Here is a 13,811-nt window from a genome sequence, read left to right on the forward strand (position 1 = left end):
CTTACATTCCTGCAATGCGTTGTCCCGGCCGTAACGCAATCCCCGTTTGCGCCGCCGCAATCGGCCTTCGCGTTCCGACACTTTTCACCCGCCCCCGAACCGGCGTAAGCTGTACGTCCCGCTACCCAGGGAGACGGCATCCCATGTCGCATTCCACGGATCTCGAGCAGCGCGGCGTCAATGGCGCGCGCCTGCTCGTCGACGCGTTGCTCGCCAATCATGTCGAACGCGTGTTCTGCGTGCCGGGCGAGAGCTTTCTCGCCGTGCTCGATGCGCTCGCGGACGACACCGCGCGTATCCAGACGATCGTCTGCCGGCACGAGGCGGCCGCCGCGAACATGGCGGAGGCGGTCGGCAAGCTGACCGGCCGCCCCGGCGTCGCGTTCGTCACGCGCGGGCCCGGCGCGACGCACGCGTCGATCGGCGTACACACCGCATTCCAGGATTCGACGCCGATGATCCTGTTCATCGGCCAGTGCGCGCGCGAGCACCTCGACCGCGAAGCGTTCCAGGAAATCGACTACCGGCGGATGTTCGGCCAGATGGCGAAATGGGTCGCGCAGATCGACGACCCGCGCCGCCTGCCGGAATACCTGAGCCACGCATTCCACGTCGCGATGTCGGGCCGGCCGGGCCCGGTCGTGCTCGCGCTGCCGGAAGACGTGCTGTCCGAGCCCTGCGCGCCGCAGCCGGTCGCGCCACCCGCGAAGCGTGTGGCGGCCGCGCCGTCGGCCGCGCAGATCGACGAATTGCGCCAGCGGCTCTCCCGCGCGGAGCGGCCGGTCGTGATCGCCGGCGGCAGCGGCTGGACGACCGACGCGTGCGCGAACCTGCGCACCTTCGTCGAGCGCTGGCAGCTGCCGGTCGCGTGCGCGTTCCGCTATCAGGACACGTTCGACAACGCACACCCGAACTACGCGGGCGACGTCGGGCTCGGCATCAATCCCGCGCTCGCGAAGCGCATCCGCGAAGCCGACCTGCTGTTCGCGCTCGGCCCGCGCCTCGGCGAGGCGACGACCGGCGGCTACACGCTGCTCGATATCCCGAAGACCCGCCAGACGCTGATCCACGTCCATCAGGGCGCGGACGAGCTCGGCCGCGTCTATGCGGCCGACCTGCCGATCGTGTCGGGGATGCCGGAAATCGCGACGCTGCTCGCCGCGCTCGACCCGCCCGCCACACCCGCGTGGGCCGGTAGCGCGGCGGACGCGCACCGCGCCTATCTCGACTGGCACGCGCCGCTGCCGATGCCCGGCGACGTCCAGCTCGGCGACGTGATGGTGCAACTGCGCGAGCGGCTGCCGCACGACGCGATCCTGACCAACGGCGCCGGCAACTACGCGATCTGGCTGCACCGGCACTTCGCGTACCGGCATTTCCGCTCGCAGCTCGCGCCGACGAGCGGCGCGATGGGCTACGGGATTCCGGCCGCGCTCGCCGCGAAATCGCTGTATCCGGCGCGGCCGGTCGTCGCGCTCGCTGGCGACGGCTGCTTCATGATGGCCGGCAACGAGCTCGCCACCGCGATGCAGTACGGGCTGAACGTCGTCGTGATCGTCGTCAACAACGGGCAATTCGGCACGATCCGCATGCATCAGGAGCGCAACTACCCGGGACGCGTGCACGGCACGGCGCTCACGAACCCCGATTTCGCCGCGTATGCGCGCGCGTTCGGCGCGCATGGCGAGACGGTCGAGCGCACCGCCGATTTCGCGCCCGCGCTCGACCGCGCGCTGACTTGCGGATTGCCCGCCCTGATCGAGATCCGCGTGCCGCAGGACGCGAGCACGCCAGCGGCGACGCTCGCGCAGATCCAGGAGCAAGGGCGCCGCGCGCGCGGCGAATGACGATGGACACCCGCGCCGCTCCCGCCGGCGCCGCGCTCTCGCACGACGACGCACTCACCTGGCCCGGCACGCTGCTCGCGCCGGACGGTGCGCTCGTCGCGCCGTATGACGTCGAGTATGACGTCGAGCAACATGAAAACCGCGCGGTCGGCCTGGTGCCGGCTGCGCCCGCACTCGGCCTGCTGCATGCGGCGACCCGACCGTTCCGGCTCGACTACGAGGGCCGGATGCACGTGCACGTGATCAACGGGATGGGGATCGCGCTCGGCGATTCGGTGATCGGCCTGACCGCGCTCGCCGCACTGCGCGATGCCCATCCGGGCCTGCGCTTCACGCTGTACCGCCCTGCCCGCACGCCGCGTTACGTCGAAACGCTGTATGCGCTCGCCGCCAACGTCATCGCGCCGTCGCGCACGCTGCCGTGGCGCGCCGACGCGCTGCCCGCCGACGCGCTGTGCATCGATCTCGGCAATCACCTGTACTGGCCCGCGTTCGCGCGGCTGCCGATGATCGACTTCTTCATCGACGCGCTCGGCGCGGATCCCGCGGCGCTCTCCGCATCCGCGAAACGCAACCGCTGGCTCGCGCGGCTGCCGCTGCCCGCGCTGCCGGCCGCGTGGCAGCGGCCGTACGTGCTGTTCTGCCCAAGTGCGAGCACCGCTGTGCGCAGCGTGCCGCCCGCGCTGCGCGCCGGGTTCGTCGACAGGCTCGCGCGGCGCTACCGGCTGCCTGTCGTCGGCTTCGGGCCGGTCGCGCACCCTGCTTATGTCGATGTCAGCCGTTACGCACGCGATACCGCGGCATTCGTCGCATGGATCAAGGGGGCGAGCCTGCTGTTCTCGACGGACACGGCCGCGCCGCATCTCGCCGACGGCTTCGACGTGCCGACGCTCGCGTGCTTCACGACGATCGCGCCGGAATTGCGGGTGCGCGACTATCCGCATTGCGTACCGGTCGCGCTCGACGTGCCGGAAGCGTTGCGCGGATTGCATCGCAGCGAATCGCCGGACCATCTGGCGGCGATCGACGCCGCATATCGGGTGGTGGATTGGGATGCGCAGCCATGGCCGGCGTTGCGCGATCCCGCAGGCACGCCGGAGTGAGAGGCCACACGCCCCGAATTCCCGGGTGCCCGGCTGTCAGAGCGAGCCAATGTCACGCTCACGGCTGAAGCTATCAGGACAGGCCAGCGTCGAACGGCATCACCCGACCGCGACCATCGTCACGCTGTCGCGCAGCGTCTCCGACGGCCGCTTGCCGAACATCCGCCGGTAGTCGGTCGCGAACTGGCTCAGGTGCCAGAAGCCCCACGCCTCGGCGACGTCCTGCACCGACCCGACCGCGCGGCCGCACAGGTCGCGTCGCGCGCCGTTCAGCCGCAGCGTGCGCAGATAGGTCGCGGGCGCCATCCCGAGCACGTCGTGGAAGCAGTACTGCAGCGTGCGGCGGCTCACGTGCAGCTGTTCGCACAGCTCGGGCACGCCGACCGGGCGCGTGCGATGCGCGAGCACGTACTCGCGCGCCTGCTCGACGATCCAGCGCCGCTTCGCGAGCGAGGCCCCAGATGCGCCGTCGGCGGGCAGCGCGCACACGTCGAACAGCGCGGCGAGCACGTCGGCCTGCAGGTCGTTGCGCTGCGGGTCGCACAGCGGCGCCGTGGCGGCGGCCGCGTCGTCGAGCCGGCGCCCGAGCAGCGCGCACAGGTGCGTGAGCCGCGCCTCGCCGACCTGCATCACGGTCTGCGTCGGCAGGCGCTCGTCGAGCCCGCAATGCTCGACCTGCTCCGCGTAGCGGCGCAGCACGTCGCCGCGCACGACGACGCCGTAGATCGAGAACTGGGCGGGCGTCAGCAATTCGAATTCGACATTGCCGGGCCGGAACGCGAGCGCGCCGGCCTCGATCCGGCACGCGTCGACGCGCGCCGCGCCGTCGCGCACGAGCGGAATGCCGAACCAGTACGCATCGCCGCGCACCTCGCACGCCTGGCGCAGCAGGTGGCTCGTCGATTCGCGGAACAGCTTCATCGTGTCGAGCGGCAGCTCGGTCAGCGTGCCGACGAAGCGGCCCGCCGCGAGCTGGTCGTAGGTCTGCCGCCAGCCGATCAGGTTGCGCGCCTGCTCGTCGGCGTCATGCGCGACGCTGACGACGGCCTGCCCGGCCGACGCGTCGTCGCCGTGCGCGTTGCGGCACGTGTCTTCGGCCGTCGGTTCGCCGGTGCCATCCACTCGTTCGCTCATCCGTTTCTCCTTCAACCCGCGCGGAACTGCGTCGATCACGCAAGTCCCGTGCCGAATCGCGAGCCTTGCGCGTGCGATCCGGCGCAAAGCCCGTCATTCAACGACGATGCGCACGGTCGCGCAATGCGTGCCGATCGGGATGGCGCGCCGCCTGCACCCGGCTGGTGCGGCCTTCGCAGGGTCCGCACGTCAGGTGTGCCGCAACCGAACGACGCGCGTGCCGCAATTGCCGTATGCCTGCGCGACCGTCAGCTCGACGAGCGGAGAGCCCGCCGGCCACGGCGCCGTGTCGCCGTCCGACAGATCGTTGCGCACGACCGCCCGGCCATTGATCCGGTACCGGATCCCGCGCAGGAAATCGACGAACAGCAGCCCGACCCCGTTGCCATCGCATCGCGCCGCGTCGATCCGCGCGTCCGGCCCGGCCGCACGCGGCAACGCGAACCGCAGCGTCTTCGTGTCGAGCACCCTGACGACCGGCAGCCATTCGCCGTTCGCGTCGCGCATCGACTGCACGATGTCGCAGGTCACGCTCGCATGGCCGCCGCATCCGGTGCCGACGAACATGAACGGTTGCGTCTCGATGAATTGCCGCACGCCGATGCTCACCCGCGTCGTGACGACGTCGCTCATGCGCTCGGCTTCGTCCGCGACGCCAAACCGGCGATGCGCGTCGAGTTCGCCGTCGTGAAAGACCGGATGCCGGGAAGTCGGTCGAATCGGTTCCGCCATGTCGGCTCCTCGCGAGTCGGATCAGCGCAGGCTGCCACACCGCCTGCCGGCGACATCGCACCCGCCAGCGCCAGCGGTTGTCGCACGTGCTGCGGCCCCAAAACGACGGCGCCGGACCGCCGAAGCGGTGTTGCCGTCGGCACCGGCACCGGTGAAACAGCCACCGGTGCCGGTGCCGACCGACAACCCGCGCCCCCGCGGTCCGGCCCGTGCTGCAACCCAAGCGTCGATCAGAAGAACCCGAGCGCCTCGGCCTGGTAGCTGACGAGCAGGCACTTGGTCTGCTGATAGTTCGACAGCGCCATCTTGTGCGTCTCGCGGCCGATGCCGGACTGTTTGTACCCGCCGAACGCCGCATGCGCGGGATACAGGTGGTAGCAATTGGTCCACACGCGGCCGGCCTCGATCTCGCGGCCCATCCGGTACGCGCGCGTGCCGTTGCGCGTCCATACGCCCGCACCGAGGCCGAAGAACGTGTCGTTCGCGAGTTCGATCGCTTCCTGCTCGTCCTTGAACGTCATCACCGACGCAACCGGTCCGAAGATCTCTTCCTGGAACACACGCATCTTGTTGTTGCCGAGCAGCATCGTCGGCTTGACGTAGAAGCCGGCGCCAAGGTCGGCGGCCGGCGCCGTGCGCTCGCCGCCCGTCAGGCATTGCGCGCCTTCGCCGCGGCCGATGTCGATGTACGACAGGATCTTGTCGAGCTGCTGCTTCGACGCCTGCGCGCCGATCATCGTCTGCGGGTCGAGCGGGTGGCCGGCCTTGATGCGTTCGACGCGCGCGACGGCCTTCTCGATGAAGCGCTCGTAGATCGATTCCTGGATCAGCACGCGCGACGGGCACGTGCAGACCTCGCCCTGGTTCAGCGCGAACATCGCGAGCCCTTCGAGCGTCTTGTCGAGGAACGCGTCATCCTGGTCGAGCACGTCGGCAAAGAAGATGTTCGGGCTCTTGCCGCCCAGCTCGACCGTCGACGGGATCAGGTTCTCCGCAGCCGATTGCAGGATGTGCTTGCCGACCGGCGTCGAGCCCGTGAACGCGATCTTCGCGATGCGCTTGCTCGTCGCGAGCGCTTCGCCGGCTTCCTTGCCGAAGCCGTTCACGATGTTGATCACGCCCGGCGGGAACAGGTCGCCGATCAGCTCCATCAGCACGAGCACCGACGCGGGCGTCTGCTCGGCCGGCTTCATCACGATGCAGCAGCCGGCCGCGAGCGCCGGCGCGAGCTTCCACGCGGCCATCAGCAGCGGGAAGTTCCACGGGATGATCTGGCCGACGACACCGAGCGGCTCGTGGAAGTGGTACGCGACCGTGTTGTCGTCGATTTCGGAGATTCCGCCTTCCTGCGCGCGGATGCAGCCCGCGAAATAGCGGAAGTGGTCGACCGCGAGCGGCAGGTCGGCGGCCATCGTCTCGCGCAGCGGCTTGCCGTTGTCGATCGTTTCCGCGACGGCGAGCAGCTTCAGGTTCTTTTCCATCCGGTCGGCCGCGGCGAGCAGCAGGTTCGCGCGCTCGGTCACGGACGCCTTGCCCCACTTGCGGCGCGCGGCGTGCGCGGCATCGAGCGCGACCTCGATGTCGTCGGCGCTCGAGCGCGGCACGCGGCAGAACGGCTGGCCGTTGATCGGCGACACGTTCTCGAAGTACTCGCCCTTGACCGGAGGCACCCACTTGCCGCCGATGTAGTTGTCGTACTGCGGACGGTACGGATATTCGACGTCGAGGCCCAGTTGTTTCAGGTCAAACGGGTTCATCTGATGTCTCCTGTTCATCATGCTTGTCGGAATGCAGCGCCGGTTGGTTGCGCGTGATGCTTTACGCAACATGCATGCCAAAGCGAGCCGATGCGGCCGGCATGGCCGCATGCAGTGCGGCGCGTGGCTGCGGAACAGGTGACTGCGCCAGATTTGAACACCGGGATTGCGCCGCCGCGTAACGGGTCGTTCGAATTTTTCACAGCGCCGGCGGCTTCGCACGTGCGCGCGGCACCCGCGGCACCCCGCGACACCCGATTGTGCGGCGCGGGCCGTGGCATGTCGTTTGCGTGTCCGGAGGACTTGCCCCCTTCCCCCCCTTCGCACCGAGCCTGCCCATGAATCGTCACGGCCCGCTGTCCGCCGACGCCATCGCGTTCATCCGCGAGCAGGCGTTCCTGATCGTCGCGACCGCGAATGCGGCCGGCGACAGCGATTGCTCGTACCGCGGGCGGCAGCCGCGCGGCGACGGCACGTTCGAGCCGCTCGTCGACGTGCCCGACCCCGGCACGCTCGTGCTGCCCGATTTCGCGGGCAACAACCTGTTCAACACGATCGGCAACCTGCTCGTGAATCCGGGCATCGCGCTGCTGTTCGTCGACTTCCCGCTCAAAACGACGTGGCTCGTGCAGGGCCGCGCGACTGTCGACGAGGACGCGCGCCGCTGGGCGCACGTCTGGCCGGCCGCGCAGCGCTATGTCGTCGTGTCGGTCGACGGCGCGCATCGACGGGCGGACGATACGCTGCCGCTCCTCGTTCCCGCTTAGGCTGCGTTCGCCCGGATCTCGCGGCGGCCCCCAAGGAACACGAACACGACTGCCGCGCACAGCAGCGTGATGACGGCCAGCGCGATCAGCAGATGGTCGAACGCATGCGTGTAGCTCGCGAGCAGCACCTCGCGCCCGGCGTCCGGCAACGCGGCCTGCGCGCCCGCCAGATCGCCCGTCGCGAGCCGCGCGGCCGCCCGGGCCAGCGCGTCGGGCGCGGCGCCCGCCACGGACGCCGCCTGCAGCCCCGCTCGCGCGAGCGCCGCGAGCACTGCGCCGGCGATCGCGAGCGCGACCCCCTCACCGGCCACGCGCGTCGTGCTGAAGATCCCGGTCGCCATCCCCGCGCGCTCCTTCGGCACGACGCTGACCGAGAGCCCGTCCATCAGCCCCCACGGCATCCCGGCCCCGACGCCGATCGCGAGCATCGGCGCGATCGCCGCCGGCCCCGCGCCGCCCCGCAGCGCGACGCCCAGCCACACGAGCCCCGCCGCCGCGACGACGAGCCCCAGCCCGGCAATCACGCCGGCCGACAGCCAGCGCGTGAGCGTCGCGGCGACCAGCGGCACGACCAGCATCGGCGCGGAGATCGCGAGCATCAGCCCGCCCGCGCCGACCTCGCTGAAGCCATCGATGCCGATGAAGCGCAGCGGCAGCACGACGAGCAGCACGATGTAGCAACAGCAGGTCGACACCGGCAGCACCTGCACGCCGACGAAGCGCGGAATGCGGAACAGCGACAGGTCGAGCATCGGCCGTGCGACGCGCGTCTCGATCGCGACGAACGCGCTCGCGCCCAGCGCCGCGCCGGCGAGCAGCCCGACCACGAGCGGGCTCGTCCAGCCGCGCGCCGGCGCCTCGATCACGCCGAACGTGAACAGCGTCAGCGCGGCCGTGAACGCGGCGGTGCCCCGCCAGTCGAGCCCCGTCGCATGCGGGTCGCGCGACTCCTGCATGCGCGGCAGCCCGAACCCGAGCGACAGCGCACCGGCCACCGCGCCCGTCACGAAGATCGCGCGCCAGCCGTAGCGCTCGATCAGGCAGCCGGCGAGCACGGGCCCGAACGCGAGGCCGATGCCGAATGTCGTGCCGAGCAGGCTGAACGCGCGCGTGCGCGCCGCGCCGTCGAACTCCTGCGCGAGCGCCGCGGTGCCGCCCGCGAGCGCGGCCGCCGCGGCCAGGCCTTGTGCGGCGCGCAGCAGGTCGACTGCGAGCATCGACGGTGCGAACGCAAGCGCGACCGACAGCAGCGTGAAGCCGCCGACGCCGATCGCGAACACGCGCTTGCGGCCGAACTGGTCGGCCAGCGCGCCCGCCGCCATCAGAAAGCTGCCGAACGCGAGCATGAACGCGTTGGTGATCCAGTTCAGCGCAACCGGCCCGCCGTGCAGGTCGCGACCGATCGCGGGCGTCGCGACCGCGCCGCCGGAAAACGCGAGCGGCAGCGCGACGGCGGCCATGCACACGGCGGCCAGCACGAACGTGCGGCGGCGCGTCGACGCTGCGGAAAACGTGTGATCCATCATCGCTCCTCGAAAGCCCGGCGCGAGCGCGCCGTCAGAGCGACAGAAGATAAATCCGATTCAATCCGGGAAAAACCACGTCGAACTCCGGATATAGCGGACTAGAATTCCTGAATCTCAATGGCGCGCGCCACGACCGGAGCATCGATGCACAACCTGAACGGGATCGTCGCGTTCGTCCGCGCTGCGGATACGCTGAGCTTCGTCGCGGCGGGCCGCACGCTCGGCATTTCGGCGTCGGCGGTCGGCAAGACGATCGCGCGGCTCGAACAGTCGCTCGGCGTGCGCCTGTTCCACCGCACGACGCGCCGCGTGACGCTCACCGACGAAGGGCGGCACTTCTACGAGCGCTGCCAGCGCATCCTCGAGGATTTCCGCGACGCGCAGGCGCTGGTGACCGAGTCCGCGCAGCGGCCGCGCGGCAAGCTGCGCGTCAGCCTGCCCGTGATCGGCTACCGGTTCCTGCTGCCGGTGCTGCCCGAGTTCCGGCAGCGCTATCCGGACGTCGAGCTGGATCTCGATTTCAACGACAGGATGGTGGACGTCGTCGAAGGCGGCTTCGACGCGGTGATCCGCAGCGGCCCGCTGCCGGATTCGAGCCTGATGTCGCGACGGCTCGGCCCGTTCGGGTTCGTGCTGTGCGCAACGCCCGCGTATCTCGCGCGGGCCGGCACGCCGCGCGTGCCGCGCGACCTGGACGCGCACGACTGCGTGCGCTACTGCTTCCCGACGACGGGCAAGCTGCAGGACTGGGCGCTCGCGGCCGACGACGGCACGCCGCTGAAACTGCGCACCGCGATGACCTGCAACAACATGGAGGCACTGCGCGGCGCGGTGCTCGCGGGCCTCGGCATCGGCTACATGCCCGACTTCCTCGCGCGCGACGCGCTCGAGCACGGCGCGCTCGTCACGGTGCTCGACGACTACCGGATCGCGCCCGGGCAGTTCTCGATCGTCTGGCCGTCGAGCCGGCAACTGTCGCCGAAGCTCAGGGTGTTCGTCGATTTTCTGTGCGAGCGGCTGTTCAAGTAGCGAGGCGGCGCCGCCAGGCCGACGGACATCGTGCGCGGCGCTTCGCCGTCACGTCGCGCCGATGTGCTCCATGTCCTTTTCCACGTCCGGCAGCAGTGCGTCGCTGTCGTCCTTCAGCCCGACGCCCGTCAGCCCGAGCCGGCGCGCATGCGTGATCAGGTAGTGCAGCTTGTGCGCGGCCGCGTCGTACGGCAGCCCTTCCGGCCGCACGTTCGAGATGCAGTTGCGCAGCGCGTCGTGGCAGCCGACCTTCGGCGCCCACGTGAGATAAACGCCAAGACTGTCCGGCGAACTCAGCCCCGGCCGCTCGCCGATCAGCATCGCGACGAGCGATGCACGCAGCAGCTCGCCGATCTCGTCGCCGAGCGCGACGCGCGCCTGCCGCGCGACGACCACCGGCCCGATCCGCCAGCCATCCGCGTCGAGCCGCGGCCGCACCGCCTGCAACAGCGGCAGCGCCTGCTTCGCGGCGGCGAACGCGGACAGCCCGTCGCCGACCACGAACACGATGTCGGGCGCATCGTCGAGCGCCGCGCCGTAGCCTGCGAGCAGCCCGCGGCTGTCGTCTGACAGCTTGCGGCCGAGATCCGGCCGGCGCAGATAGTGCTGGCGGTCCGGCGCCGCGCTCTGCACGCCGAGCGTCGGCAGTCCCGCCGCCTCGATCTCGCGCCGCAACGCATCGGCGTCGAGCGGCTGATGCACGGCGTCGCGCGCCTGCGCGTGTGACAGGTTGAACGCGAGCAGCGGCGCGGTCGGCAGGCCGTTGCCCGCGCGGCCGAGCGCGATCCGCGCGTTCGTGAACGCCTTCAGTTGACCCCACGGATTCTTTTCGACGGCATCGCTCATGTTGACAGCCCCATCCAGTCGTTCGCGCCGGCCAGCAGCGGCACGCGGGCCGACGCGGCGCGCAGCGCGCCGTGCGCGTCGGCGATCTCCATCGTCTCCAGCCATTCCTCGAACTCGGGCGCACGGCGCAGGCCGAGCACCTCGCGCACGTACAGCTGGTCGTGGAACGACGTGCTCTGGTAGTTCAGCATCACGTCGTCCGCGCCCGGAATCCCCATGATGAAGTTGATGCCCGCCGCACCGAGCAGCGTCAGCAGCGTGTCCATGTCGTCCTGGTCCGCTTCCGCGTGGTTCGTGTAGCAGATGTCGCAGCCCATCGGCACGCCGAGCAGCTTCCCGCAGAAGTGATCCTCGAGCCCCGCGCGGATGATCTGCTTGCCGTCGTACAGGTATTCGGGCCCGATGAACCCGACCACCGTGTTCACGAGGAACGGCTCGAACTTGCGCGCGACCGCGTACGCGCGCACCTCGCAGGTCTGCTGGTCGACGCCGTGGTGCGCGTTCGCCGACAGCGCGCTGCCCTGGCCCGTCTCGAAATACATCAGGTTGTTGCCGACGGTGCCGCGCTTCAGCGACAGCGCGGCCTCGCGGGCCTCGCCGAGCAGCGCGAGCGAGATCCCGAAGCTCGCGTTCGCCTTCTCGGTGCCCGCGATCGACTGGAACACGAGGTCCACCGGCGCGCCCTTCTCGACTGCCGCGATCGTGTTGGTCACGTGCGTGAGCACGCACGACTGCGTCGGCACGCGGTAGCGCTCGCGGAAGCCGTCGATCATCGCGAGCAGCTTCACGATCGCGGCGAGGCTGTCGGTCGCCGGGTTGATGCCGATCATCGCGTCGCCGCAGCCATACATCAGCCCGTCGAGCATCGACGCGGCGATCCCCTTCACGTCGTCGGTCGGGTGGTTCGGCTGCAGCCGCACCGACATCCGGCCCGGCAGGCCGACCGTGTTGCGAAAGCGCGTGACGACGCGGCGCTTTCTCGCGGCCGCGATCAGATCCTGGTTGCGCATCAGCTTCGACACGGCCGCGACCATCTCCGGCGTGAGGCCCGGCGCGATCCGCTCGAGCGCGGCGCCGTCGGCCGCGGGCGACAGCAGCCAGTTGCGGAAGTCGCCGACCGTCAGGTGCGAGATCTCCGCGAAGGCCTGCGCGTCGTGATCGTCGACGATCAGCCGCGTGACCTCGTCGTCTTCATACGGAATCAGCGCTTCGCTCAGGAACGCCTTGAGCGGCACGCCCGCGAGCGCGATCTTCGCGGCGACGCGCTCCTCCTCGCTCGCCGCCGCGACGCCGGCGAGCTGGTCGCCGGAGCGCAGCGGGCTCGCCTTCGCGAGCAGCGTCTTCAGGTCCGCGAAGCGGTAGGTGCGCGGACCGATCGTCTCCGTGTAGGACATTCTGCGAGTCTCCTTGCCAAACCGACGGCGCGCCCCACTGCAGCGGGCGCGCCGGATGCCGCATGAACAGTACGTTCACCGGCCCTTCACGTTCATTCTTCCAGCAGCGCGTCGCCCGGCGCATCCGCACGCTGCGCGCGGGTCGCGAGGAAGTACGCGTAGCCGAGCGCGAGGAACGCGACGAACACCATCGCGACCAGCCCGTTGAAGTACACCATCGTACCGAGGCAGACGAGCGCGGCGGCGATCGCGAACGCCGGGAAGAACGGATACAGCGGCGCGCGGAACGGCCGGGCCATGTTCGGCTGCGAGCGGCGCAGCTTGAACAGCGCGGCCATGCTGACGATATACATCACGATCGCGCCGAACACCGACATCGTGACGATGTTCGCGGTGAGCGTCTGGCCGCCGAACTGGATCAGCTCGTCGCTGTAGATCGCCGCGATGCCGACCACGCCGCCCGCGAGGATCGCGCGGTAAGGCGTCTTGAAACGCGGATGCACCTTCGCGAGCCATTCGGGCAGGTAGCCTTCGCGGGCCAGCGCGAAGATCTGGCGCGAATAGCCGAGGATGATCCCGTGGAACGACGCGACGAGGCCGAACAGGCCGAGCCACACGAGCATGTGCATCCAGCCGCTGTTCGCGCCGACGATGTACTTCATCGCCTGCGGCAGCGGGTCGTTGATGTTCGCGAGCTTGGTCCAGTCGCCCGCGCCGCCGGCGAACACCATCACGCCGATCGCGAGCGCGACGAGCGTCAGGATGCCGGCGACATACGCGATCGGAATCGAGCGCTTCGGGTTCTTCGCCTCTTCGGCGGCCATCGCGACGCCTTCGATCGCGAGGAAGAACCAGATCGCGAACGGGATCGCCGCGAACATCCCGTGGAATGCGCCGACGCTGAAGTGATCGGCGCCGGACCAGCCGCCCTTCATGAAGTTGCTCCACGCGAAGCCCGGCGACACGACGCCCATGAACACCAGCAACTCGAAGATCGCGAGGACCGTGACGACGAGCTCGAAGGTCGCGGCAATCTGCACGCCGACGATGTTCAGCGCCATGAACACGAGATACGCACCCATCGCCGCGTGCTTCGGCTCGAGCCCCGGAAACTGCACGTGCAGATACGCACCGATCGCGAGCGCGATCGCGGGCGGCGCGAACACGAACTCGACGAGCGTCGCCGCGCCTGCGAGAAAGCCGCCCGTCGGGCCGAACGCGCGGCGCGCATATGCGAACGGGCCGCCCGCATGCGGAATCGACGTGGTCAGCTCGGTAAAGCTGAAGATGAAGGTCGTGTACATCGCCGCGACGAACAGCGCGGTGACGACGAAGCCCAGCGTTCCCGCACTCGCCCAGCCATAGCTCCAGCCGAAGTACTCGCCGGAAATCACGAGGCCGACTGCGATGCCCCACAGCTGCCAGGTCCCGAGCGTCTGCTGCAGCGCGGGCTGGCCGGACGACTTGCCGCCGGCGGCGGGCCGGCCATTCGACTCTGCTTTCATCGGTTTCTCCTCAAGGGCGCCAGACCGCGTGTCCGTCCGGCGGCATGCCGCGGGGGGCTTGTCCGCCGGGTCGGTCTGTACGACTGAGAATCGATGCTAGTGAGTCATTAAACGACGTGTTATCGAAATTCGGCAAAGGTCCGCGCTGACGTTTCGCTTACGGAAACGGCC

At 69.7% G+C, this 13,811-nt stretch carries 11 protein-coding genes; 4 read left to right on the top strand and 7 right to left on the bottom strand.

Translation table 11 applies throughout. The features are described from left to right. The first annotated feature begins 143 nt into the window (after positions 1 to 143). Both DID96_RS08285 and DID96_RS08290 read left to right on the top strand, forming a co-directional pair. Positions 144 to 1,847 carry a thiamine pyrophosphate-binding protein gene (locus tag DID96_RS08285; RefSeq protein ID WP_124598875.1) on the top strand — a complete coding sequence of 568 codons (1,704 nt, stop codon included), beginning with the start codon at positions 144 to 146 and terminating at the stop codon, positions 1,845 to 1,847. Then, positions 1,844 to 2,950 carry an ADP-heptose--LPS heptosyltransferase gene (locus DID96_RS08290; RefSeq protein ID WP_124598876.1) on the top strand — a complete coding sequence of 369 codons (1,107 nt, stop codon included), beginning with the start codon at positions 1,844 to 1,846 and terminating at the stop codon, positions 2,948 to 2,950. The genes DID96_RS08285 and DID96_RS08290 overlap by 4 nt, the downstream gene beginning before the upstream one ends. 99 nt (positions 2,951 to 3,049) lie before the next feature. On the opposite strand, the gene DID96_RS08295 is transcribed toward DID96_RS08290, so the two are convergent. The 3 genes from DID96_RS08295 to DID96_RS08305 form a co-directional block, all read right to left on the bottom strand. Then, positions 3,050 to 4,084, bottom strand: coding sequence for a helix-turn-helix domain-containing protein (locus tag DID96_RS08295; protein WP_124598877.1), 1,035 nt, complete (start codon positions 4,082 to 4,084; stop codon positions 3,050 to 3,052). Between the two features lie 189 nt (positions 4,085 to 4,273). Continuing rightward, on the bottom strand, positions 4,274 to 4,816 hold the full coding sequence (locus tag DID96_RS08300; RefSeq protein WP_124598878.1) for a hypothetical protein: 543 nt from the start codon (positions 4,814 to 4,816) through the stop codon (positions 4,274 to 4,276). 230 nt (positions 4,817 to 5,046) lie between these two features. Continuing rightward, on the bottom strand, positions 5,047 to 6,573 hold the full coding sequence (locus tag DID96_RS08305) for an aldehyde dehydrogenase family protein (protein WP_124598879.1): 1,527 nt from the start codon (positions 6,571 to 6,573) through the stop codon (positions 5,047 to 5,049). A gap of 338 nt (positions 6,574 to 6,911) precedes the next feature. On the opposite strand from DID96_RS08305, the gene DID96_RS08310 reads away from it, so the two are divergent. After that, positions 6,912 to 7,340 carry a pyridoxamine 5'-phosphate oxidase family protein gene (locus DID96_RS08310; protein ID WP_124598880.1) on the top strand — a complete coding sequence of 143 codons (429 nt, stop codon included), beginning with the start codon at positions 6,912 to 6,914 and terminating at the stop codon, positions 7,338 to 7,340. Here DID96_RS08310 and DID96_RS08315 read toward each other — a convergent pair. Then, complete coding sequence (locus DID96_RS08315; protein WP_124598881.1) at positions 7,337 to 8,863, bottom strand: MFS transporter; 1,527 nt, start codon at positions 8,861 to 8,863, stop codon at positions 7,337 to 7,339. The genes DID96_RS08310 and DID96_RS08315 overlap by 4 nt on opposite strands. 147 nt (positions 8,864 to 9,010) lie before the next feature. Here DID96_RS08315 and DID96_RS08320 point away from each other — a divergent pair, with 147 nt between their 5' ends. Continuing rightward, positions 9,011 to 9,895 (top strand): LysR family transcriptional regulator, encoded by an 885-nt coding sequence (locus DID96_RS08320; RefSeq protein ID WP_124598882.1) that lies wholly within the window; start codon positions 9,011 to 9,013, stop codon positions 9,893 to 9,895. 48 nt (positions 9,896 to 9,943) lie between these two features. Here DID96_RS08320 and eutC read toward each other — a convergent pair whose 3' ends face one another. From eutC to eat, 3 genes are all read right to left on the bottom strand, one after another. Next, complete coding sequence (gene eutC / locus DID96_RS08325; RefSeq protein WP_124598883.1) at positions 9,944 to 10,741, bottom strand: ethanolamine ammonia-lyase subunit EutC; 798 nt, start codon at positions 10,739 to 10,741, stop codon at positions 9,944 to 9,946. Then, complete coding sequence (locus tag DID96_RS08330) at positions 10,738 to 12,135, bottom strand: ethanolamine ammonia-lyase subunit EutB (RefSeq protein WP_124598884.1); 1,398 nt, start codon at positions 12,133 to 12,135, stop codon at positions 10,738 to 10,740. Before DID96_RS08330 ends, eutC begins: the two co-directional genes overlap by 4 nt. Positions 12,136 to 12,227: 92 nt before the next feature. Then, the gene (gene eat, locus DID96_RS08335; RefSeq protein WP_124598885.1) at positions 12,228 to 13,640 is read right to left on the bottom strand and encodes an ethanolamine permease; all 1,413 of its coding nucleotides are present in this window, start codon (positions 13,638 to 13,640) and stop codon (positions 12,228 to 12,230) included. Between the last annotated feature and the right edge of the window lie 171 nt (positions 13,641 to 13,811).

Source organism: Burkholderia sp. Bp8963, assembly GCF_003854275.1.
Lineage (GTDB): Bacteria > Pseudomonadota > Gammaproteobacteria > Burkholderiales > Burkholderiaceae > Burkholderia.